General features: G+C 49.6%; 24 protein-coding genes. 23 read left to right on the forward strand and 1 reads right to left on the reverse strand.

Annotated features, from left to right (window positions below):
* Window positions 1–16: 16 nt before the first annotated feature.
* The gene (locus SPTER_RS08870; RefSeq protein ID WP_144350074.1) at window positions 17–772 is read left to right on the forward strand and encodes a TPM domain-containing protein; all 756 of its coding nucleotides are present in this window, start codon (window positions 17–19) and stop codon (window positions 770–772) included.
* Window positions 773–809: 37 nt separating this feature from the next.
* Window positions 810–1,661 carry a methyl-accepting chemotaxis protein gene (locus SPTER_RS25615; RefSeq protein WP_144350075.1) on the forward strand — a complete coding sequence of 284 codons (852 nt, stop codon included), beginning with the start codon at window positions 810–812 and terminating at the stop codon, window positions 1,659–1,661.
* 92 nt (window positions 1,662–1,753) lie between these two features.
* Here the strand turns inward: SPTER_RS25615 and SPTER_RS08880 are convergent, their stop codons facing one another.
* Window positions 1,754–2,212 carry a hypothetical protein gene (locus SPTER_RS08880; RefSeq protein ID WP_144350076.1) on the reverse strand — a complete coding sequence of 153 codons (459 nt, stop codon included), beginning with the start codon at window positions 2,210–2,212 and terminating at the stop codon, window positions 1,754–1,756.
* A 734-nt stretch (window positions 2,213–2,946) separates the two neighbouring features.
* On the opposite strand from SPTER_RS08880, the gene folP reads away from it, so the two are divergent.
* The 21 genes from folP (at window position 2,947) to SPTER_RS08985 (ending at window position 22,488) form a co-directional block, all read left to right on the forward strand.
* Window positions 2,947–4,149: a dihydropteroate synthase gene (gene folP, locus SPTER_RS08885; RefSeq protein WP_144350077.1), complete on the forward strand. Its 1,203-nt coding sequence runs from the start codon at window positions 2,947–2,949 to the stop codon at window positions 4,147–4,149.
* A 13-nt stretch (window positions 4,150–4,162) separates the two neighbouring features.
* Window positions 4,163–4,531, forward strand: a complete 369-nt coding sequence (gene folB / locus SPTER_RS08890) for a dihydroneopterin aldolase (RefSeq protein ID WP_144350078.1) — start codon at window positions 4,163–4,165, stop codon at window positions 4,529–4,531.
* A complete protein-coding gene (gene folK / locus SPTER_RS08895; RefSeq protein ID WP_144350079.1) occupies window positions 4,528–5,052 on the forward strand; it encodes a 2-amino-4-hydroxy-6-hydroxymethyldihydropteridine diphosphokinase in 525 nt (174 codons plus the stop codon). The genes folB and folK overlap by 4 nt, the downstream gene beginning before the upstream one ends.
* On the forward strand, window positions 5,039–6,169 hold the full coding sequence (locus SPTER_RS08900) for an MGDG synthase family glycosyltransferase (RefSeq protein ID WP_144350080.1): 1,131 nt from the start codon (window positions 5,039–5,041) through the stop codon (window positions 6,167–6,169). Before folK ends, SPTER_RS08900 begins: the two co-directional genes overlap by 14 nt.
* 142 nt (window positions 6,170–6,311) lie before the next feature.
* Window positions 6,312–7,397 (forward strand): DNA-processing protein DprA, encoded by a 1,086-nt coding sequence (dprA, locus tag SPTER_RS08905; protein ID WP_144350081.1) that lies wholly within the window; start codon window positions 6,312–6,314, stop codon window positions 7,395–7,397.
* The gene (topA, locus tag SPTER_RS08910; RefSeq protein ID WP_144350082.1) at window positions 7,394–9,589 is read left to right on the forward strand and encodes a type I DNA topoisomerase; all 2,196 of its coding nucleotides are present in this window, start codon (window positions 7,394–7,396) and stop codon (window positions 9,587–9,589) included. The genes dprA and topA overlap by 4 nt, the downstream gene beginning before the upstream one ends.
* Window positions 9,582–10,880 carry a methylenetetrahydrofolate--tRNA-(uracil(54)-C(5))-methyltransferase (FADH(2)-oxidizing) TrmFO gene (gene trmFO / locus SPTER_RS08915; protein WP_144350083.1) on the forward strand — a complete coding sequence of 433 codons (1,299 nt, stop codon included), beginning with the start codon at window positions 9,582–9,584 and terminating at the stop codon, window positions 10,878–10,880. The genes topA and trmFO overlap by 8 nt, the downstream gene beginning before the upstream one ends.
* Before the next feature lie 99 nt (window positions 10,881–10,979).
* Complete coding sequence (gene xerC / locus SPTER_RS08920; protein WP_144352824.1) at window positions 10,980–11,924, forward strand: tyrosine recombinase XerC; 945 nt, start codon at window positions 10,980–10,982, stop codon at window positions 11,922–11,924.
* Between the two features lie 21 nt (window positions 11,925–11,945).
* Entirely contained in the window at window positions 11,946–12,476 is a 531-nt protein-coding gene (hslV, locus tag SPTER_RS08925; RefSeq protein ID WP_144350084.1) for an ATP-dependent protease subunit HslV, read from the forward strand.
* 12 nt (window positions 12,477–12,488) lie between these two features.
* A complete protein-coding gene (hslU, locus tag SPTER_RS08930; protein WP_170233219.1) occupies window positions 12,489–13,889 on the forward strand; it encodes an ATP-dependent protease ATPase subunit HslU in 1,401 nt (466 codons plus the stop codon).
* 34 nt (window positions 13,890–13,923) lie between these two features.
* Window positions 13,924–14,700, forward strand: a complete 777-nt coding sequence (gene codY, locus SPTER_RS08935; RefSeq protein WP_144350086.1) for a GTP-sensing pleiotropic transcriptional regulator CodY — start codon at window positions 13,924–13,926, stop codon at window positions 14,698–14,700.
* Between the two features lie 250 nt (window positions 14,701–14,950).
* Complete coding sequence (gene flgB, locus SPTER_RS08940) at window positions 14,951–15,364, forward strand: flagellar basal body rod protein FlgB (RefSeq protein ID WP_144350087.1); 414 nt, start codon at window positions 14,951–14,953, stop codon at window positions 15,362–15,364.
* A gap of 2 nt (window positions 15,365–15,366) precedes the next feature.
* Window positions 15,367–15,801 (forward strand): flagellar basal body rod protein FlgC, encoded by a 435-nt coding sequence (flgC, locus tag SPTER_RS08945; protein ID WP_144350088.1) that lies wholly within the window; start codon window positions 15,367–15,369, stop codon window positions 15,799–15,801.
* Between the two features lie 9 nt (window positions 15,802–15,810).
* The gene (gene fliE, locus SPTER_RS08950; protein WP_144350089.1) at window positions 15,811–16,113 is read left to right on the forward strand and encodes a flagellar hook-basal body complex protein FliE; all 303 of its coding nucleotides are present in this window, start codon (window positions 15,811–15,813) and stop codon (window positions 16,111–16,113) included.
* Window positions 16,114–16,204: 91 nt separating this feature from the next.
* A complete protein-coding gene (fliF, locus tag SPTER_RS08955; RefSeq protein ID WP_144350090.1) occupies window positions 16,205–17,752 on the forward strand; it encodes a flagellar basal-body MS-ring/collar protein FliF in 1,548 nt (515 codons plus the stop codon).
* A 17-nt stretch (window positions 17,753–17,769) separates the two neighbouring features.
* A complete protein-coding gene (fliG, locus tag SPTER_RS08960; RefSeq protein ID WP_144350091.1) occupies window positions 17,770–18,780 on the forward strand; it encodes a flagellar motor switch protein FliG in 1,011 nt (336 codons plus the stop codon).
* On the forward strand, window positions 18,773–19,519 hold the full coding sequence (locus SPTER_RS08965) for a FliH/SctL family protein (RefSeq protein WP_170233220.1): 747 nt from the start codon (window positions 18,773–18,775) through the stop codon (window positions 19,517–19,519). Before fliG ends, SPTER_RS08965 begins: the two co-directional genes overlap by 8 nt.
* Window positions 19,516–20,832: a flagellar protein export ATPase FliI gene (gene fliI, locus SPTER_RS08970; RefSeq protein WP_144350093.1), complete on the forward strand. Its 1,317-nt coding sequence runs from the start codon at window positions 19,516–19,518 to the stop codon at window positions 20,830–20,832. Before SPTER_RS08965 ends, fliI begins: the two co-directional genes overlap by 4 nt.
* A 20-nt stretch (window positions 20,833–20,852) precedes the next feature.
* Window positions 20,853–21,314: a flagellar export protein FliJ gene (gene fliJ, locus SPTER_RS08975; protein ID WP_144350094.1), complete on the forward strand. Its 462-nt coding sequence runs from the start codon at window positions 20,853–20,855 to the stop codon at window positions 21,312–21,314.
* The gene (locus tag SPTER_RS08980; protein ID WP_144352825.1) at window positions 21,314–21,850 is read left to right on the forward strand and encodes a lytic transglycosylase domain-containing protein; all 537 of its coding nucleotides are present in this window, start codon (window positions 21,314–21,316) and stop codon (window positions 21,848–21,850) included. The genes fliJ and SPTER_RS08980 overlap by 1 nt, the downstream gene beginning before the upstream one ends.
* Before the next feature lie 17 nt (window positions 21,851–21,867).
* Window positions 21,868–22,488, forward strand: a complete 621-nt coding sequence (locus SPTER_RS08985; RefSeq protein ID WP_144350095.1) for a MotE family protein — start codon at window positions 21,868–21,870, stop codon at window positions 22,486–22,488.
* The last annotated feature ends 28 nt before the right edge of the window (window positions 22,489–22,516 follow it).

The raw sequence follows: 22,516 nt of genomic DNA on the forward strand, positions 1-22,516 counted from the left end.
GAACAGGGGGTAATTTATGAATAAAAGGTTGGCCTGGCTTGTTTTAGTAGTATACCTATTACTAATTTCCCTGGCTGCGGCCCAACCCCTGATCCCGCCGGCGCCGACGCACAGTATTTATGTCCAGGACCATGCCGGCGTATTGAATTCAGATACTAAAAATAAAATTAACACTTTGGGCGGCCAACTGGCAGATAGAACTAAGGCGCAAATTGTCGTGCTGACAGTTAAAAGCCTGGAGGGAGCAGCAGTAGAGGAATATGCGCTGGAGGTTCTGCGCCGGTGGGGTATTGGGGATAAACAATTAAATAACGGGGTACTGGTGCTTGTGGCTGTCGATGACCGGCAAGCGCGAATTGAAGTGGGGTACGGCCTGGAAGGAGTGTTAAACGACGCCAAAACCGGGGCGGTGCAGGATGACTATATGCTTCCTTATTTCGCCGCCAATGATTATAATCAGGGGATTTGGAATGGTTATCAGGCCTTGGTCAGCATCGCAGCCCAAGAGTATCAACTTGATATCAATACTGACGCTGAAGCCGCTAAAGTACGTTCGGCAGCAGCCAATCCGTCCTGGTGGGATACCCTGCCCTGGTGGGGGCAGCTGGCGGTAGGAGCAGGGGTAATGGCCCTGTTTGTTTTTGACTGGCTGTTTCTCGGCGGCAGTATTACTTACCTCATTCTTTCACTGTTAAGGTTCCGCGGCGGTGGCGGCGGTGGCGGCTACGGCGGCGGCTCGGGCGGCGGCGGCGGTTCCAGCCGTAAATGGTAAGGGTAAGGCAATTGCGGGCGTAAAGGAAGGGATTTAGATGGCAGAGGTTTCCCTATTGAACTGTTTTACGATGGTTGCAAAGTATATTCCCCAGTTAGTTAACGGCAAAGTTGGCATGGTGGTGAGTGACCGGGAAAAATGGTTGGTATCTTACTCGATTCCTGAACTCGAAGGCCAGGTGGTTGTTGGCGAAGCACTCAAACCGGGCTCGGCTGCCTACCAGGCAATGCAGCAGCGGCAACGGGTAGTTGTGGCCGTGAGCAGTGAGGTTTACGGTATTCCTTATATTGCCGTCAGCCTGCCGGTAATTAACGAGCAAGGGGAAGTCATTGGCGCTGTTGCTGTTCACGAATCAATGGAACGTCAAGACCTGCTGGCAACGGCGGCCAGGCAGTTGTCCAGTTCAGCTACCCAGATGGCCTCTTCCATCCAGTCTATCCTGGCGCAGGCTGAAGAACTGGCAGCCAGCGGTCGCATTCTTAAAGATATGTCAGTGGCTGCCAATAAAGAGGTGGCCGCTACGGATTCTGTTGTGGGTTTTATTAAAAATGTTGCCAGCCAAACTAATCTTTTAGGCCTGAATGCTGCCATTGAGGCCGCCAGGGTGGGGGAAATGGGCCGGGGGTTTGGCGTCGTAGCGGAAGAAGTCCGTAAGCTGGCCACCAATAGTGCCGGTTCGGCAACCCAGATTACCACAATCCTGAATAATATTAAAAACTCAATTGCGAAAATTGGCATTGAAATAAATCAGATTGATGCAGTTACCGAGCATCAGGCCAATACTATTCAAGACCTTACGGCTCACAGCCAGACGCTTATGGCCATGTCGGAGCAGCTGGCCAGTCTGGCCGCCAACATAAATAATGAACAAAAAGGGGCGTCGCGCTAAGCGGGCCCCAAAGAAACCAGGCGACGGCCGCCGGCCGTCGCCGGGGGCGTCGCTCTGGTAAAAAGCAGGCAATACCTGTCTGCGGGAAACCTTCAGCCCTGCTGCTGCAGGCAGGCAATAAACTGCCGGCGGATATGGCGGCTGTCCCGCAACCCCTGTTTATAGGCAATTTCCGCCGCCTGTCCGGACTCCAGCGCCGTGAGCGCCTCGAAATCCATGACCAAACCGGTCATCGCCGGCTGCTCGGCTTTCAGGGCCCGGGCCAGTACCAGCAGCCGGTCCAGGGCGGCGCTGACCTCCGCGGCCGTTTTACTGTAGCCGGCGTCGGTAGTGCCGGCCAGGTTGAGGATATGGTCCACCCTGGTAAACACGTACTGGTCAAAGGCCTGGGTTAACATCCTGTTCAGCATAACCCCCGCCTCCTGGCCGGCCCCGGGCCGGCGTCTGGCGCCTGCGGCCCGGCCGGTCCAGCGGCGGCAGCCGGCAGCGGTGTCACGGCAGTTGGCAATATGGCCTGTTGGCAGGAGCCGGGTCTCTTTTTTGTCAATCAATTTTATCCCCCCATACTTAGGCCGGGGCAGAGGCTGCAGGCCCTGCCGCCAGCTGTTTGCAGGGGGAAATTAAAAAGCATGCGCAGGTTGTTACCCTACACATGCGTTGTGCTTCGATGCTTGCTAATCCTCAATCCCAATAAGCCGGACATACCCGGCCTGGACAGCAGGCGGTCAAACCGGCAAGTCACTGGTTGCCCGGCTGCTGACGATTGGTTAGTTGAGGGAGGCTGAATGGTTTGCTGCGTCCAGTCGCACTCACAGCCCGGCGCCGGCGGCAACATCCCTTATACCCGCGTTCCCTTTCCCACCGCTTGTCGGCGGCGGAAGCCCGGTGTATAATAGAAATGTCGTCGTGGACAGCTTGCTGTTACGTGTAGGTGTTCGTGCACCTTGCGCGGGCCTGGAAGTGCTGGTTACACTTTCAGGTCACGGCGACTTTTTAATTCCCACCTATTTCTAATTATAGCTTGTTTCCGGAGAATTGCAAGTAAAGTTGTGCTTTTCTCCCGGTTCTTTGCGGTAAAAGGCGGGTCGCTGGGTGTGTTTTCAAAAAACGGCATTGGCGCAACCGGATTAGGAAAAATCCGGCGCTAAGCGTTGTTTGCTATAAAAGCCGCCCTGGATATTGCCGAGATAAATGCTGAATTTCTAAAATTTGCATAATAATCTTTATTCTACATAATTTTATGATACAATAAAATTATATTTTGTCGCAATAGGGGAGGGCGCTAATGCAATACAATATGCGGGTAATTGAGATAAAAAATCAAGACCAGGCGAAGGCCGAGCTGTACAAGATTCAATGTGATCCTGGCGGTGCGGCTATTATGTCTAATAAGGCCGTATATAAGACGATTAAAGTGGAAAAAGTGTTAAGTAAAGCTGCGCTTATTCTAAAACAGACATTTCTTTCTAAAGGCGGCGAGGCCTCAGTCTCCAGGGGCGCGGCCGATTTTAGCGATCAATACACAGATGTACTCTTAAGCGGGAGTTTAAAACACTATAAACAATGTATCCCCCAGCTTAAGGTTCAGCCCTGGGGGCTGAAAAAACTGGCCCAGGAGCTGGAGGCTGTCATTGCCGCCAGCGAAGCCTTCCCGCGGCGCGACTATCAGCTTGGCCAGCACAGGCTGGCGATTACGCCGGAGAAAACACTGGTTATGGGAATTTTAAATTTTACACCAGATTCTTTTTCGGACGGAGGGCAGTTTAATACTATTGATGCCGCCCTGAAGCATGCCGAACAAATGGTTAAAGACGGGGCCGATATTATCGACATCGGTGCTGAATCTACCAGACCCTACGGATCAGAGAAAATATCGGCGCAGGCAGAGCTGGACCGGTTAATGCCTGTCCTGGAAAAGGTACTGGCTGTTGCCGGTGTGCCTGTGTCTATTGATACTTATAAAGCCAGTGTGGCCCGGGAGGCCCTTAGAGCCGGCGCCCATATGATCAATGATATCTGGGGTCTGCAGTCTGACCCCGAAATGGCTAAGGTGATTGCGGCAGCCGGGGTGCCGGTGGTAGTTATGCATAATCAGGAAGGGACAGTGTATCAGCGGGATATTATGGCCCATATTCTTGAATTTTTGCGGCACAGTGTTGAAATCGGCCAGGCTGCAGGTATCAGCGCTGAACAATTTATTATCGATCCGGGCATTGGGTTTGGCAAAACGCCGGCGGCTAATTTAGTGGTAATGGCGCGCCTGGAGGAGCTAAAATCGATGGGATGCCCTATATTGTTAGGCACTTCCCGCAAACGATTCATTGGCGATATTTTAAAGGCGCTGCCTGATGACCGGGTAGAAGGAACAGGCGCTACTGTCGCTTGGGGAATTACCAAAGGGGCCAATATTGTCCGGGTACATGATGTAAAGGCGATAGCCCGCATTGCCCGGATGACAGATGTGATAACAAATGCTAAATATCAGTAGGGGGTAGCTAGCGGTGAGCCATAGAGTTACTTTAAAAAATATGGTGTTTTACGGTTTTCACGGGGTGTATGAATTTGAACGGGAATTAGGGCAGCGCTTTTATGTTGATCTGGACATGAAAGCCGATTTAAGCCAGGCCGGTAAAAGCGACCGGCTGGAAGAGACTGTAGATTATGTTACAATTTATAATCAAACCAGAGAAATCGTAGAGAATCAGAGGTTTCAACTGCTGGAAGCCCTGTCTTACCGGATTGCCGGGGAGGTTTTACGGCTGCATCCATTAGTAGAGGAAGTAATTGTACGGATTCGCAAACCCTCGGTACCCATTGCTGCCGCCCTGGAGTATGTTGAAGTTGAAGCTGTGCGGAGACAGGGTGAATGATTATTTTAGGATTGGGCTCTAATATCAGCGTTGGCAATATTACCAGAGAAGAAAACATTGCTACTGCCATCAGGCTCCTGCAGGCTCATCCGGGCATTGGGCTTGAACGGGTATCTTCATTGTATGAGACGGAACCGGTCGGGCTTAAGGAGCAGCCCAATTTTCTCAATGCGGTTATTGCCATTACCACTGATTTGCCGCCGGTGGAACTGCTGGCGGTCTGCCTTGACACTGAACGGCAGATGGGCCGGGTGCGGGCGGTGCGGTGGGGGCCGCGAAATATTGACATTGATCTTCTGCTGTATCATAATGTAGAAATGGCTACTGACACTCTGGCGTTACCTCATCCCCGGCTGCCTGACAGGAAATTTGTGTTAATTCCTTTGGCCGAGATTGCCGGGGACTGTGCAGTATATAAAGGAAAAACAGTACAGGCCTTGCTGGCGGCAACCGGCGATGACAGCCAGGTTAACCGTTATGGTACAATAAAAACTTCTTGGCAGGCGAATGCGATTGGTTAAACCGCGGGTTTTATTTATGAGTGCCCCGATTGGGGCCGGGCATTTTAAAGCAGCCCAGTCTGTGAGTCAGCTGCTTAGGTTACACCATTCGTGCCATACGGAACTGTGCAGTATATTTGATTTCTGTCATCCGTTTATCGGCCGGACAGTACTTAAGGGTTATTTACAAATACTTGCTACTTTTCCTCAAGCCTATGGCGCAATGTATGGCTGGGGCAATCAGAGCCGGCTGGCATTGCTGGGCCGGGAGCTGGTCAGCCAGCTGTTTGCCCGGCGTATGGTGGCTTATATTAAACAGTTTCAACCCTCAGTCATCGTCTGTACCCATGCCACTCCGGCCGGCCTTGTCGCCTGGCTCAAAAAGAAAGGCCTGATTACGGTACCGGCGGCGGCAATTATTACTGACTTTGTGGCCCACCGGCTCTGGGTCTATCCGGAATTTGAGCATTATTTTGTGGCTCACCCGGCTATGGCCGACTATTTAAGTCAGCAGGGAATCCTCCCCCAGTCGATCGTTGTAACAGGCATACCTGTCAGTGAATGTTTCAGCCAGCCAGGTAACAAAGAGCAAATACTGGCTGAGCTTAAACTTAGTCCGGGCCGCAAAACAATCCTGATTATGGGGGGCGGGGCCGGGGTGCTGCCAATGGCTGAAATCCTTGCAGTATGCGACCAACTTGACAGGCCTGTGCAGATTATTGCGGTAGCAGGCAAAAATCAGTTGTTATACCGGCGCCTGGCGCAAATGCAAGCAACGAGCAGGCAGCCGGTCAGGGTCTTCGGCTTTGTGGATAATGTACACGAACTGATGCGTGCCGCCGATGTATTGATCTCTAAACCCGGGGGCATGAGTTCGGCCGAGGCTCTTACCATGGGGGTACCCCTTGTTATTTATCGCCCTATACCTGGTCAGGAAGAAGCAAATACCCGGTATTTGCTTAATCACCGGGCCGCACTCAGGGCCGATTCTTTGACCGCACTGGCAACGATACTGACTAGATTATTTACCACTGACGATGATTTTATCACTTTGCGCCGGCGGGCAGTTTTACTTGGCCGGCCTTATGCAGCTAAAAATATTGCCGATTTTATTGCCGAATGCCACTTAAAAGGTTAAAAATATAAAAATATTGTTAAAAAATGCTTTTATAGGACTCTAGGCTCTTGACCTATGGATTTTATCCCAGGTATAATTGCTAGTAATTATGATTTACCAAGTACAGGGTCTTTAATAGGAGCTGAAAGTGGAGGAACTGAATATGGAGCAGTATTACTTGGCTGCCTTACAGAAGGTTCCGGGTATTGGCAGTTCACGCATTAAGGCCTTGGTTGATTATTTTGGTAGCGCCCGGCAGGCTTGGTTGGCTGACCAGGGCGATTTATTTTTATCAAGGTGTGTGGATAACACCGTTTGTAATAATTTACTCGCCCACCGGGACAAGCTAGATGTACATAACCTGGCCGAGCTATTATTCAAAAAAAGAATATTCCTCTGCAGCTTAACAAATGACAACTATCCGGTTTTATTGCGTAACACCTTTAATCCGCCCTATGTTCTGTATTATCGGGGGATTTTACCTAACCATGATAAGCTTGTGGCTATTGTCGGCGCGCGCAAAGCTTCGCCCTATGGCAGGAATGCCGCCGGCATGCTGGCGGCGGCGCTGGCAACCGCCCAGGTTGGAATTGTCAGCGGCGCCGCCAGAGGTATTGACACAACTGCTCACCAGGGAGCACTGGAGCAAGGGTATACAATTGCCGTGCTTGGCTGTGGGGTGGATATTTCTTATCCACCGGAAAACGCCAGACTGCTGGCACGTATTGCTGAGACCGGTGCCATAATTTCCGAGTATGCCCCGGGTGTTATGGCCCAGGCCCGGCATTTTCCTGCCCGCAACCGTATTATCAGCGGGTTGTCCCGGGGCGTTATTGTCGTGGAAGCCGCTGAGAGGAGTGGGGCCCTTATCACCGCTGATTTTGCGTTAGAAGAAGGACGGGATGTATTTGCTGTGCCTGGCAGTATTTTTGCCGGCGGCAGCAAAGGGACTAACAGACTTATCAAACAGGGAGCCAAGCTGGTAGACGGGGCTGGTGATGTTCTGGAGGAATATGGCTGGGAAGCAGACCCGCTTAAGCCGGCCGGCGTGATATTAGCCAAGGATGAACAGGCTGTGTATAGTTTACTGAATTATGAGGAGCCTATAGGAATTGAAGAAATTGTTACAAAACTGAATGTACTGCCGGCAACGGCTGCATATATATTATTGCAACTCACATTACGGGGTTTGACGGTCGAACATAGCGGTCAATGCTATACTTGTGCCGCCAGGGAGGGAAATAAGTGAGCAAAGCTCTAGTTGTGGTAGAATCCCCGGCCAAAGCCAAAACAATAGAAAAGTTTTTAGGTAAAAACTATACAGTCAAAGCTTCTATGGGACACTTGCGTGATTTGCCTAAAAGCCAGTTTGGTGTTAATATTGAGCAGGGCTTTGAGCCTAAATACATTAACATCAGAGGCAAGGGCGATCTTATTAAAAGCCTGAAAGAAGCAGCAAAAAATGCCGATACAGTATATCTGGCGACAGACCCTGACCGTGAAGGGGAAGCCATTGCCTGGCATTTAGCGCACATCCTTAATATTCCGGAGCATAGTACCTGCCGGATTGAATTTAATGAAATTACCAAACCGGCCATTCAGCAGGCTGTTAAAAAGCCGCGCCCCATCAACCTGCCCCGGGTTTATGCGCAACAGACCAGGCGGATACTTGACAGAATTGTGGGTTACAAGCTGAGTCCCCTTTTATGGCGCAAAGTCCGCAAAGGCCTTAGTGCCGGCCGGGTTCAGTCGGTTGCTGTCAGGCTAATTTGCGACAGGGAGAAAGAGATTCAGGCCTTTGTGCCGGAAGAGTATTGGACGATAACCGCTAAACTCAAAGAAAAGAATAATGCCAAAGGTTTTGATGCTGAACTAGTTGCCGTTGACGGTACCAAGCCGTCGGTTACTAATGAGCTGCAGGCGGCTGGTATTGTCGATGATTTAAAAAAAGCTGAATATGTGGTCAGTGATGTTAAAAAGCGGGAAAGAAAGCGTAATCCCTATCCGCCGTTTACCACCAGCACCCTCCAGCAGGAGGCGGCCCGCAAACTGGGCTTTACATCCCGGAAAACGATGATGGTTGCTCAGCAATTATATGAAGGCCTGGATATTGGCCGTGCCGGTCAAGTCGGTCTTATTACTTATATGCGGACTGATTCAACCCGGGTAGCCGACACCGCTCAGCAAGAGGCAAGAACCTATGTTGAGCAGAAATTTGGTTTGGATTATCTGCCGGCCAAAGCGCCGGTGTATGCCAATAAAAAATCCCAGGATGCCCATGAGGCGGTCAGGCCCACTACCCTGGAGCTGGCTCCGGCTGCGATTGATAAAAATCTCAGCAAAGATCAACTAAAATTGTATACGCTTATTTGGGAAAGATTTATTGCCAGCCAGATGACTGCCGCCGTCTATGACACTCTGACCATAGAGATTACTGCCGGCCGGTATAAGCTGAAAGCTACGGGTTCGCAGCTTAAGTTCCCCGGTTTTTTAGCAGCGTTCAGCGGGATGATTGGTAAGGGCAAGGAAATAGAACAAACAGCCGACAGCGATCTGGATCATGAGACTACTTTGCCTGTTCTCACCCCGGGGCAGATCGTTAAATTAAGTAAAATTGACCCCAAGCAGCATTTTACCGAACCGCCGCCCCGCTATACCGAGGCATCACTGGTTAAAATGCTGGAGGAAAAAGGGATTGGCCGGCCTAGTACGTACGCTCCGACAATAGAGACGATTGTTGACCGGGGGTATGTGGAGCGGGTTGAGAAAAGATTTTTTCCCACCGAGCTGGGTTTTGTAGTACTTGATCTGTTGAAGCAGTATTTTGATAAAATTGTTGATGCTGAATTTACGGCCGGTATGGAAGATAAATTAGATGATATTGCTGAAGGCGATGCATCCTGGTTAAGTGTTTTAGAACAATTTTATGGCCCTTTTGCCAAAGATCTAAGTTTTGCCGAAGAAGCAATCGGGCAGGTTGAACTGCCTGTTGAAGTATCTGATATTCCCTGTGAGAATTGTGGGCGGATGATGGTTGTTAAGCAGGGACGGTATGGGAATTTCCTGGCCTGCCCGGGTTTTCCAGCCTGCCGCAACACTAAACCTATTTTAAAAGACACCGGCGTAAAGTGCCCGAAATGCAAGGGGGCTATTGTTGAACGCCGGACCAAACGGCGCCGGGTTTTTTATGGTTGTGAAAACTATCCGGAATGCGATTTTAATACCTGGGATATGCCGTTAAAGGAGAATTGCCAGGTGTGCGGCGCCTTTATGGTGCGGCACAGATATAAGAATGGCGGTGTTGCCGCCGTGTGCAGCAACGAAGCCTGCTCAACCCGGCAATCACCTGAGCATAAAGCGGTGCCTGAAAAAACAGGCGATGATGAGAAACAGGCCAAAGCCAAGAAGCCTGCTGCTAACCGGAGGAAAAAAAGTGGCTAAAGTTACAGTAATCGGCGCTGGCCTGGCCGGCAGTGAAACTACCTGGCAGCTGGCTGAAGCCGGTATTGATGTGGATTTATACGAAATGCGTCCCCAGGTTATGACCCCGGCCCATCATACCGGACAGTTTGCTGAATTGGTCTGCAGCAACTCCCTGCGCGCGGCGGCGATAGAAAACGCGGTTGGCCTGCTGAAAGAAGAAATGAGAAGGCTTAACTCCCTGGTTATGCGGGCTGCCGATACGAATCGTGTGCCGGCCGGGGGGGCACTGGCTGTTGATCGCAGTGGTTTCAGTCAGATGATTACCGAGACCCTTGCCAATCATCCCCGGGTTACGGTTATCCACGCTGAACTGACACAAATTCCGGCGGCCCGGCCGGTGGTTATTGCTACCGGGCCGTTGACAGCACCGGTTTTGGCCAGTGAGATTGGCCGCCTGACCGGCAGTGATTATTTGTATTTTTACGATGCGGCGGCGCCGATTGTAACCGCCGATTCGCTGGATAGGGCTATTATTTACCGTGCTTCCCGCTATGGTAAAGGGGATGATGATTATCTGAACTGCCCGCTGACTAAGGCGCAATATGAACGCTTTTGGCAGGAGCTGACCCGGGCCGGGGTTGCGCCTGGCCGGGAGTTTGAAAAGATGGTTGTCTTCGAAGGCTGTATGCCCATAGAAGCTATGGCTGCCAGGGGCATTGACACGATGCGGTTTGGGCCGATGAAGCCTGTCGGTTTGCGACAGCCTGAGACCGGAGAAATGCCTTATGCTGTCGTGCAGCTCCGTCAGGATAATTTTGCCGCATCGTTATATAATATTGTTGGTTTTCAGACACATCTTACATGGCCGGAACAAAACCGGGTATTCCGTCTTATTCCCGGCCTGGAAAATGCTGAATTTGTCCGGTACGGGGTGATGCACCGGAATACATTTATTAATTCACCAATCATCCTGGAACCGACCTTGCAGATGAAGGCGGACCGGCACATATTATTTGCCGGTCAGATTACCGGTGTTGAGGGCTATGTGGAATCAGCCGCCAGCGGCCTGGTTGCAGGGGTAAATGCCGCCAGGATAGTGCGTGGCCTTGAGCCGCTGGTGTTTCCGCCCGCAACAGCTCATGGCGCCCTGTGCCGTTATATTACGCAGGCCGAGCCGGCTGGTTTTCAGCCTATGAATATAAATTTTGGTCTGTTGCCGCCGCTGGGGCATAAGATTAAAGATAAGAAGCTGAAAAATAAAGCCATTGCTGAAAGAGCATTGCAGGTTATGGAGAACTTATTTGAATAATTTGACAATAATCTTGCGGAATTGCTGCAGGTATGTTAGTATAATAGTAATTTCCGCAAGACCAGAGTTAGGTAACAGGCGAAAGATTGAGTGACAGACATGTTTAAAAGTGAAGAATTGGACTACATATACCAACTGCTGGACCAGTTTATGCTTTACCTAAAAATTGAAAAAAACGCATCCCGGCACACTATTCACAATTACCGGCGTGATATTTTGCAGTTTATGGATTTTGTGTCTAGACAAGAGGCTGAGGAGGCTCTGCTTATTAAGATTACTCCGGTTTTAATTCGTAGTTATTTGGCTTATCTAAAATCTGAGCAGTATGCCAAAGCGACCATTATGCGACGAATTGCGGCGCTTAGGTCGTTTTTCCGGTTTTTATGCCGGGAAAATATTTTATCTGAAAATGTCTTTACTACTGTCAGAACACCTAAGCTGGAAAAAAAACTGCCGGTTTTTCTTGACCCTAAGGAAATCAACGAATTGCTTTCCTTGCCGGACAACAGCCTCTTGGGTCTTAGGGACAGAGCCGTATTGGAAGTTCTCTACGCAACCGGGGCCCGGGTTAGTGAACTTGCCGGGATTAACCTGCCGGATATTGATTTTGCCGGCCGCACAATCATTGTTGCCGGTAAGGGGGCCAAGGAAAGGCTGGTCCTTATGGGCCGGAGTGCGGCCCGGATTCTGGAAAGTTATCTGATCAGTTCGCGCAGCAAACTGTGTGCTAAGCCTGGTGAATATGGCCGGCAACAAGAGAAAACCCATCAGCGCCTGTTTGTCAATAACCGGGGTGGGCCCCTCACCGACAGGAGTATACGACGCATTGTTGAGCGATATGTTGAGGCGTTGGCAATTGCGAAAAATGTTACTCCTCACAGTATTCGGCATACTTTTGCCACTCATCTTTTAAATAATGGTGCTGACCTGCGGTCAGTACAAGAGCTGTTAGGGCATGTTAATTTATCCACAACTCAGCTTTATACCCATGTAAGTACCGAAAGGCTCAAAGCGAGTTATAAAAAATCTCATCCACGGGCCTAAATTTCCTCGGAGGTGATACTTATGTTCCATGCTACAACGATTGTTGCGGTTCGCTATCAGGGGAAAACTGCCATAGCCGGTGACGGGCAGGTAACTTTTGGTCAAAACACGGTAATGAAGCATAATGCTAAAAAAGTCCGCCGGCTTTACCATGGTAAAGTATTAGCCGGGTTTGCCGGCTCGGTAGCTGATGCCTTTACTTTATTTGAGAAGTTTGAAGGCAAGCTGGAAGAGTATAATGGCAATATGATGAGAGCAGCGGTTGAACTTGCTAAAGAATGGCGTTCTGACCGGGTTTTAAGGCGGCTGGAAGCGCTTTTGATTGTGGTTGATGCTGCTCACCTGCTTATTATTTCCGGCAATGGTGAGGTTATTGAACCAGATGATGGTGTCACTGCTATTGGCTCCGGGGGCCCTTACGCCCTGGCCGCTGCCAGAGCACTGGTGCAGCATTCTGCTTTGCCGGCCGAGGCTATTGCCCGGACTGCCCTGGAGATTGCCGCTAATATTTGTGTATACACAAATGATCATATTACAGTAGAAGAGTTATAGTTACAAGGGGGGATGATTTTGCTGGAACTTACACCCAAAGAGGTAGTTAATGAATTAAACAAGTATATTATCGGTCAGCACCAAGCGAAAAAATCAGTGGCCGTGGCTTTGAGAAATCGTTGGCGCAGCAAGAGATTGCCAGCAGAGCTTCAGGAAGAGATTATCCCTAAGAATATTCTAATGATTGGCCCTACCGGTGTCGGCAAAACAGAAATTGCCAGACGTCTGGCCAAACTTGTGCATGCTCCTTTTGTTAAAGTCGAAGCAACTAAATTTACTGAAGTAGGTTATGTTGGGCGTGATGTCGAATCGATGGTGCGTGATCTGGTGGAAACATCCATCCGGATAGTTAAACAACATAAGATAATTGAAGTAAATGATAAGGCAAAGGTGCTGGCGGATGAGCGTATCCTTGATCATTTTGTGCCGCCGGCAAAAAAAGAATCTGCCCGTAATCCCTTTGAAATGCTGTTTGCCGGCGGCATGGGCACCAACCAGGATAAACCGCCGGAACCGGAAGAGTCGCCGGCCTTTAATACCGGCCGTGAATGGTGGCGGAAACGCCTCAGCAGCGGCGAGCTGGAAGACGAACTCATAGAGATTACGGTCGAAGATGCTGCGCCGCCGGCAATGGGTATGTTTGCCGGCACCGGGATCGAGGAAATGGGCATGAATATCCAGGATATGCTTGGTAATCTGCTGCCCAAGAAACAAAAGAAACGTAAAGTAACGATTGCCAGCGCCCGTAAAATTTTTATCCAGGAAGAAGCGCAAAAGCTGATTGACATGGATGAGGTTACGGCCAGTGCAGTTAGTCTTGCTGAGGATTCCGGCATTATTTTTCTCGATGAGATTGATAAGATTGCCGGCCGGGGGCAAAGCTCCGGTCCTGATGTTTCGCGGGAAGGGGTTCAGCGTGATATATTGCCGATTGTGGAAGGTTCGACTGTTGTAACTAAATACGGACCCGTAAAAACAGATCATATCTTATTTATTGCTGCCGGTGCTTTCCATGTTTCCAAACCATCTGATTTAATACCTGAATTGCAGGGACGCTTCCCAATTCGGGTTGAACTGACTAGTTTGTCAAAAGAAGATTTGCGTCAAATATTGACTGAGCCGGCGAATGCATTAATCAAGCAATATATCAGTCTCCTGGAGACTGAAGGTATAAAAATCGAGTTTACAGAGGACGCTATTGATGAACTGGCAGACATCGCTTGCAAGGTAAATATCCAGACAGAAAACATCGGCGCCCGCCGGTTACATACTATCCTGGAGAAGTTGTTGGAGGATCTGGCTTTTGATGCTCCTGACACCGTTGAAAAGCTGATTATTATTAACCGTGAGTATGTAAAAGCGAAACTAGACCATATCGTTGTTAATCAGGATCTTAGTCACTATATTTTATAGTTATTTGTCTTATTATGAAAGGTAGGGGAATATCATGTCGTCATTGTTGGAACGCACACGAACAATCAATAAATTGCTTCAGAAATCGGAAAATGTTGAATATAGCGAGGTCGCCACAGTCCTCAGCACAGTTATGGCTGCTAATGTTTATATTGTCAATAAAGATGGCTCGGTGTTGGGATTTGCTTTGATTGATGATTTTGAGTGTGATCTTATGCGGGATAAAGTACTGCAAATGGGTAAATTTCCTGAACGCTATGTAAACTGGCTGCTGAAGATTGATCTGACATCGCCGAATCTTAGATTAGAAGGCGGCTTGTGCACTTTTAGTGATGGCACAAGTTGTATGTTTAACGACAAATTTACAACTATTGTCCCCATTCATGGGGTGGGTGACCGCATTGGCACCCTGATTGTTGCCAAATTCAGTGCTGAGTTTACTGATGATGATTTAGTACTGGCGGAATATGGCGCTACGGTTGTCGGTATGGAAATGCTCAGAGACCGCAGCGAAAAAATTGAAGAGGAAGCCAGAAAAAAGGCGACTGTGCAAGTTGCATTAGGCACTTTATCCTACTCCGAACTGGAAGCGGTAATGCACATTTTAAGTGAGCTTGAAGGGAATGAAGGGCTGCTGGTGGCCAGTAAAATCGCTGACCGGGTCGGCATTACCCGCTCTGTTATTGTCAATGCCCTGCGAAAGTTTGAAAGTGCCGGGGTCATTGAATCCAAGTCGCTTGGCATGAAAGGGACTTACATCAAGGTGCTGAATGAGCGGTTATTGGAAGAATTGAAAAAATTAAAGAAATAATCTGTATGTTTATCCAGCTGTATTCAATACAGCTGGATTTTTTTTGCTGAATTCAGGCGGGCCTAGAGTTTATAGTTCCGAGTACCTAAACCCTGTATGCCCCCTAGGACTTTTGGCCCTATTTACAAAAACTTAAGGAGATTTTTAGAGGATTTCTACGTATTATGTAGAAATATGCAGTAAGATCAAAGTGCACAAATATTGTTTAGTAAAAAGTGGGATGGATGTAAAATTAACAGGAGGGCGAGCAATGCTTAACTCACTTTTAAAATCAACTCAGGTTTCGGTACTGGAAAAAGCGTTGGATGCAGCCTCACTTCGCCATAAAGTAATCAGTAACAATATTGCGAATGTAAATACCCCGAAATTCAAAAAAAGCGAAGTGAGCTTTGAAGATCAGCTGGCATTGGCACTGAAGCCTCATAATACGTCAATTGCCCGGACTCACGAACGTCATCTGCCTCTAAGGTCAGGGCTAAAAAACGTTGAACCGACTGTTAACACAATTACGACAACTACGCTTCGCAGTGACGGCAATAATGTGGATATTGACAGTGAGATGGCCAGCCTGTCGAAAAACTCCATTTATTACGATGCCGTTGCGCAACAACTGAATAAATATTTTTCAGGCATTAAGTCTGCGATTAATGAAGGGAGACGCTGATTATGGGAATGTTCCGGGCTATTGATGCGGCTGCTTCAGGCATGACGGCGGAACGGCTGCGCATGGATGTTATCTCTAATAATATAGCCAATGCCAACACGACCCGTACGGCGGAAGGCGGTGCCTACCACCGGCAAATGGTGGTGTTTGAACCCCGGTCCGGCCAGGCTTCGTTTGGCCAGATCCTTTCCCGTCAAATCGATGCCGGCAACGGTGTGCGGGTAACCGGCATTATTAAAGACAATGCTCCGCTTAAGCTTATGTATGAGCCCAATCATCCGGATGCTAACCCTGAGGGCTATGTCGAGATGCCTAATGTGAATATTGTCACGGAAATGGTCGATATGATTACCGCGTCGAGAGCTTATGAGGCGAACGTAGCTGCAGTCAATGCCGCTAAAAGCATGGCTGCCAAGGCTTTGGATATCGGAAGGTAGGAGAATAACATGCAAATTGAAGCTTTGAAATTAATGCCTGTGAAAGGTACACTGCCGGCAATAAAGGCGCCAGACAGCCCCCAACAGCCGGAAAAAGCTTTCGGTGAATATCTGCAAGAGGCGTTAACCAGCGTTAATGAACTGCAGGGTGAAGCCCGGCAGGCGCGGGTGAACCTTGCTGCCGGCAAGATTCAGGATGTGGCCGAGGTTACGATTGCTGCTGAAAAGGCATCAATTGCCTTACAGCTTACAATGCAAGTACGCAATAAAATTGTCGACGCCTATCAGGAAGTAATGAGGATGCAGGTGTAATGCCGAACTGAAAAAAATCAGCATTACCAAGAGTACCTTTTATAATAATTTAGTTAAATATTGACTTTTCCTTAACTGAAAGGGTGGAGACATGGCGGACTTGAAAGAACAGTCTCTGCGCCTTTGGCAAAATATGAATAATAAACACAGGTACATTATTCTTGGTACAGCCGCGTGCTTATTTTTAGCTATTCTGTCTTGGAGCTACTGGTGGGGCGGCCGCCCTGATAATGTGCCTTTATTTACTACTCTTGAGGCCGAAGATGCAGGTAAAGTTACTGCGAAGTTAAAAGAAATGAAAGTTCCTTATGAAGTTCAGACAGGCAGTAATGGCACTGTGGTTTTAGTGCCATCCAAAGATGTACATACGCTCCGGCTTGATTTGGCCAGTCAGGGTTTGCCGAGAGGGAACAAAGGCTTTGAACTATTTGAACAGAATAAGTTTGGGACCACGGAGTTCCAGAATAAGGTTCAGTTATTGCAAGCCATCCAGGGCGAGCTTACCCGGACGATTGAACAAATGGAAGAAGTGGAAAAAGCCAGAGTCCATATTGTGATGTCGGAAGACAGCCTGTATAAGAAAAGCGAGAAGCCGGCCACAGCTTCCATTATGCTTAAGCTTAAACCCTCGACCCAGTTGTCGCCGCAACAGATTAAAGGTATTGTCAACCTGGTGGGGCACAGTGTGCAGGGGCTGAAACCGGAGAATATTACAGTTGTCGATCATCTGGCCCGGGTGTTAAATGAACAGTCCGAAGAAGCGCATATGGCTGGCACGACGACTCTGACCCAATTTGAAATGACCAAGAAAGTACAGGACGATTTGCAAAAAAACGTGCAATCCCTGCTTGACCAAACCTTAGGTGTTGGGAAAGCGGCGGCCAGGGTCAATGTTGAGCTTAATTTTGACCAGCGTACGTTAGACAGGCAGATATTTGAACCGGTTGTTGATGATAAAGGCATAATCCGCAGCTCCCAGGAAATGAGCGAAAATTATACCGGCAGCGCCGGGGGTCCGGGCGGTGTGCCTGGCACAACATCCAATATTCCCGGCTATGTAACCAGCAATAACTCTCAATCTGATTATGAGAAAAAAGAGGTAATCCGTAATTTCGAGATCAATGAAACCAAAGAAAAAGTGGTTAGTACACCAGGCTCTATTAAACGGCTAACGGTGGCTGTACTCGTGGATGCCGCTGTGCCCAGAGACCAGCAGGACAGTCTGAGCAAAACAGTAGCCAGTGCCATCGGTATTAATCCGGCCCGCGGCGACAGCATCGCTGTGGAAAGCATTCAATTTAGCACCGAACTGGCGGATAAACAGCGGCAAGATGAAGAAGCACTTGCCAGACAACAGCAACAGGCACTTATGCTTAAAGTAGGACTGCTCATTATTGCCATTATTGCTATACTTTATTTGTTGCGCAGGTATACTCAGCGGCGTCAGCAAGAAGAATTTGTCGAGGCGCTTGATGTTCAGCCTCAGCCTATTGCTGATGCCGAAGAACAGGCAGCTGTAAAAGAGTTGACTGCCCAGGAAAAAGAACGGGCAGAACAGCGCAGTACTGTTGAAAAATATGCCAAATCGCGGCCTGAAGATGTTGCTCAGCTGATCAAGACCTGGTTGGCGGAAGAATAGTGGGAGGGGTCAAGGACATGTACCAGTCAAATGAATTGACAGGCAAACAAAAAGCAGCAATCTTACTAATCGCTTTAGGTCCTGACATCTCAGCCCAGGTATTAAAACACATGCGTGAAGATGAGATCGAAAAATTAACGCTGGAAATTGCCAATCAACGCAAATTGTCGCAGGAACAAAAAGATAAAGTGCTGACTGAATTTCATCAGATGTGTTTAGCTAAGGAATACATTAGCAATGGTGGTTTGGATTATGCCCGTGAAGTACTGGAAAAGGCATTGGGCGCAGAAAAAGCGGTATCAATCATAAACCGGCTGACCACTAGCCTGCAGATACGCCCTTTCGATTTTGCCCGCAAAACAGACCCCAGCCAGCTGCTTAACTTCATCCAAAATGAACACCCGCAAACCATTGCCTTAATTATGGCCTATCTTCAGCCTGAACAATCAGCAGCGATTGTGTCGGCCCTCGCGCCGGAACGGCAGGTGGATGTTGCCAGACGTATTGCGACCATGGACCGTACATCGCCGGATGTTATCCGCGATGTGGAAAGAATCCTGGAACGCAAGCTGTCGTCGCTGGTGACGCAGGACTTTACCGCTGCCGGTGGTGTGGATTCAATTGTGGAGATTCTTAACCGGGTTGACAGGACTACGGAACGTACCATCATTGAGAATATGGAAGTGCAGAATCCCGAGCTGGCCGAGGAAATCAAAAAACGGATGTTCGTATTCGAAGATATTGTGCTGCTTGACGACAGATCCCTTCAGCTTGTACTCCGGGAGATTGATAACAAAGACCTGGCCTTGGCTCTCAAAGCCACCTCCGGCGAAGTAGCCAATAAAATTTATAAAAACATTTCCAAGCGGGCGGCGGAGATGCTCCGGGAAGAAATTGAGTATATGGGGCCGGTGCGCATAAGAGATGTTGAGGAAGCTCAGCAAAAGATTGTTAATAATATTCGTCGTCTTGAAGAATCGGGTGAAATTGTGGTTTCCCGTGGCAAAGGAGACGAGATCATTGTCTAGAATATTAAAAAGTGTATTCTTTGAAAGAACGGCGCCGGTAATTATCAAATACCGGCCGCCGGTACCCGAACCGGTGTGCGAGGTGGAGGCGGAGCCGGAACCTGTAATCCCGGAAATCTGCCTGGAGGAGGTGCAGGCCGCCGCTGACAATATCCTCGCTCAGGCGCAGGCTGCAGCGGCCCGGTGTCTGGCTGATGCTCAGACCCAGGCCCGGGAACTGGCCTGTGCGGCCCGGGAAGAAGGTCATGCTCAGGGCTACCAGGCCGGTTTGGCGGAAGGGCAGCAGGCGGCGCTGGCGGAAATGCAGCAAACCTTGCAACAGGCCGTGGAAAAAGCCGACCGAACTGTAAAGCTGGCTGAGCAGGAAGCACAGCATATGATTATTGATGCCGAGCGGCAAATTGTTGAGCTTGCCCTGGCTGTAGCCGGCAAAGTAATCGCCCGGGAGCTTGCAGAAAACCCGGCAACGATACTGCCGATAGTAAAAGAGGCTCTGGCTAAGGTCCGCGATCAGGACCACATTGTTATCCGCGTTAACCCTGGCGACTATGAGATGGTATTAATGGCTAAACATGATTTGCAGCTTATGGTAGGCAGGGAACATGCGGTTAGCGTCAGCGCCGACCAGATAGTCGCGGCCGGCGGCTGTGTTATTGATACCGCTCAGGGCACTGTTGATGCGAAGCTGGATACAAAACTGGAAATGGTATTTAAAGCCATTCAGGAAACACTGCCATGAGCACCGTGTTTGATCCTGCCAGATATCTGTCGGCTATACATAACGCTGATACTATGAAACTCAATGGTAAGATTACGCAAATTATAGGCTTGGTTATTGAGTCGCAGGGGCCTAATGCCAACCTGGGAGAATTGTGCTATATTCATCCGCGCAATCAGGGGGAGCCGATTCCGGCCGAGGTTGTGGGGTTTAGAGAAAACCGGGTCCTCCTGATGCCTGTCGGTGAGCTGCAGGGGATTGGGCCTGGGTGCGAAGTAGTATCTGCACACCGGCTGCTCAGGGTCAATGTTGGCCGGCAGCTTTTGGGCCGCGTGCTTGACGGTCTCGGTAATCCGATTGACGGTAAGGGACCGCTGATTAGCAGTACCCAGTACCCGCTGCACGCTATGCCGCCACCGCCATTAAACCGCCGGCGGATTATGGACAAGCTGGCGGTGGGTGTGCGTTCGATTGACAGTGTTTTAACCCTGGGGCGTGGGCAGCGGGTAGGTATAATGGCCGGCAGCGGTGTTGGCAAAAGCACTTTGCTGGGGATGATCGCCCGCAACACAGAAGCGGATATTAGTGTCATTGCCCTTATTGGCGAACGGGGCCGGGAAGTGCGGGAGTTTATTGAGCGTGATTTAGGCGAAGAGGGGTTAAAACGGGCGGTTGTTGTTGTGGCTACCTCTGATCAGCCGGCGCTGGTCAGGCTCAAAGGGGCGATGACCGCAACGGCAATCGCTGAATATTTCCGGGATCAGGGTATGGATGTCATGCTGATGATGGATTCAGTAACCCGGTTTGCTATGGCTCAGCGGGAAATCGGTCTGACAGTGGGTGAGCCGCCGGCTACCAGGGGGTACACACCGTCGGTGTTTGCCATGTTGCCTAAACTGCTGGAACGCTCAGGGACAGGGGACCGGGGATCAATAACCGGAATCTATACAGTGCTTGTTGACGGGGATGATATGAATGAACCGATTGCCGATGCTGTTCGCAGCATCTTAGACGGACACATCGTTTTATCCAGGAACCTGGCGGCACAAAACCATTATCCCGCGATTGATGTGTTAAGCAGTGTCAGCCGGGTTATGCTGGAGATTGCCGAGCGCGAGCATGTGCAGTGCGCCCAGCGGCTGCGAAGCCTGCTGGCCACCTATCGTGAGGCCGAGGATCTGATCAACATTGGGGCCTATGCCCGCGGCAGCAATGCCAATATTGATAAAGCAATCGAGGTTATTGCCGGTATAACAGGTTTCCTCCAGCAGGATGTGCATGAAAATACACCGGTGGCGGAAACCATTGAACGACTCAAGAAACTTGTTGCGTAAATTCGTTAAGGTGGCCGGACATGAAAAAATTCCGCTTCCGTCTTGAGACGTTGCTGAAATTCAGGCAGATGCAAGAAGATCAGGCTCAGGTCAGGCTGGCTGAGGCTACGGAGTCCTGGCAGCAGGAGCAGGCACAGTTAGCTGGGCTGCACGATAATCTTGCGGCTAATCTTGCGTTATTTAGCCAGCAACAATCGACCGGCAGCTTGCCGGTCGAGACTCTTAAGATATTTAGTGATTATACCGATAAAATTAACAGGATGATCAGTGATCAGCAAATACAGGTAGCGAAAGCAGCCAGCCGGCGGCAGGAATGCCTGTCAGTACTGGAACGGGCAATTCAGCAGCGGCAGCTGGTGAGCAACCTGCGCGAGAAATGCCTAGACCGATATAAGGAAGAATTACTGCAAGACGAGCAAAAGATTCTCGACGAGCTGGGAACACAGGCATTTGGGCGTAACCGGGGGAGGGGAATACAGTGATACAAGGGGTAAATCAGGTGCGGCAGCGGATCATAGAGCTTGAGCGGCGTTTTTTACCGGCAGGTCTGGAAAACAGCGCCGCCGGTGATTTTGCCGGCGCCCTGGCCACCGCTGCTGCCGGCCAGCTGCAAGACCGGCCGGCAGCTGGCCCGGGTGTAAATCAGGGTGATGTTGCCAGGATGATTCAGCTTGCCGCTGCTAAATATGGTGTTGATCCTAAATTGGCCATGGCTGTAGCCGAGGCTGAATCAGGATTAGCCACTGAGGCTGTTTCCCCTGCCGGTGCCACCGGGGTGATGCAGCTAATGCCGGCTACGGCCCGTTCGCTGGGGGTTCGTAATATTAACGACCCCCGTGAGAATATTGACGGTGGTGTCCGCTATCTCAAACAGATGCTGACTATGTTTGCCGGTGATGTTACCAAGGCAGTCGCTGCTTACAATGCCGGACCACAGGCAGTAAAGAACTATAATGGTGTTCCTCCGTACAGTGAGACACGCGACTATGTGACCAGGGTATTATCGCTGGCTAAGTAGAGGAGCCTTGACTAATTATGGCTGAAAAACAAAAAAAAACTGTTGTAGATCCGAAACAACCGCAGCCGGCTGGTTCAGGCCTAGGGCTTAAAGTGCTGGTTATTCTCGTAACCTTGTTAATTTTAGTCACACTCGCTTTTGCTGCCGGTGTTTACTTAAAGCTTATTGATGTTGAAAAACTGGCCAGGGATATGAAGCTGGACCAATACCCGGTGATTGGCAATTATTTGCCAAAAACCAATTTTGAAGCGGTGGAGCTTGCGGAAGAGGATATACCTGTTCAGCAGGAGGAGGTCCCGGTTAACCCTGAGCAGAGCCAGCAACCGGCCAGTCTTTTCCCGGTGCCTCAGGTCATTAACCCCAACCTGATTACGCCGGAAGATCTGGAAAAGCAGGATAAGCTCAGGCAGCAGGAAGAAAACAAGCGCATCGCCAGGCTCTCCCGGCTGTATGGCAGTATGAAACCGGATGAAGCCACTGCGATTATGCAGGAACTTGATGATGCTACTGTCCTGGCGATTTTCAGTAAAATGGAGGAAGATCAGGTAGCCAAAATACTGGCCCGCTTTGATTCTAAACGCGCTGCCAGTCTTACGCAGGACATGCTTAGAGGCAAGGCCCAGCTGTCTAACCTTTAACCTAAAGAAAAGCTGTGAAAGGAGGTGA

It is taken from the genome of Sporomusa termitida (assembly GCF_007641255.1).
In the GTDB taxonomy this organism is placed as follows: domain Bacteria; phylum Bacillota; class Negativicutes; order Sporomusales; family Sporomusaceae; genus Sporomusa; species Sporomusa termitida.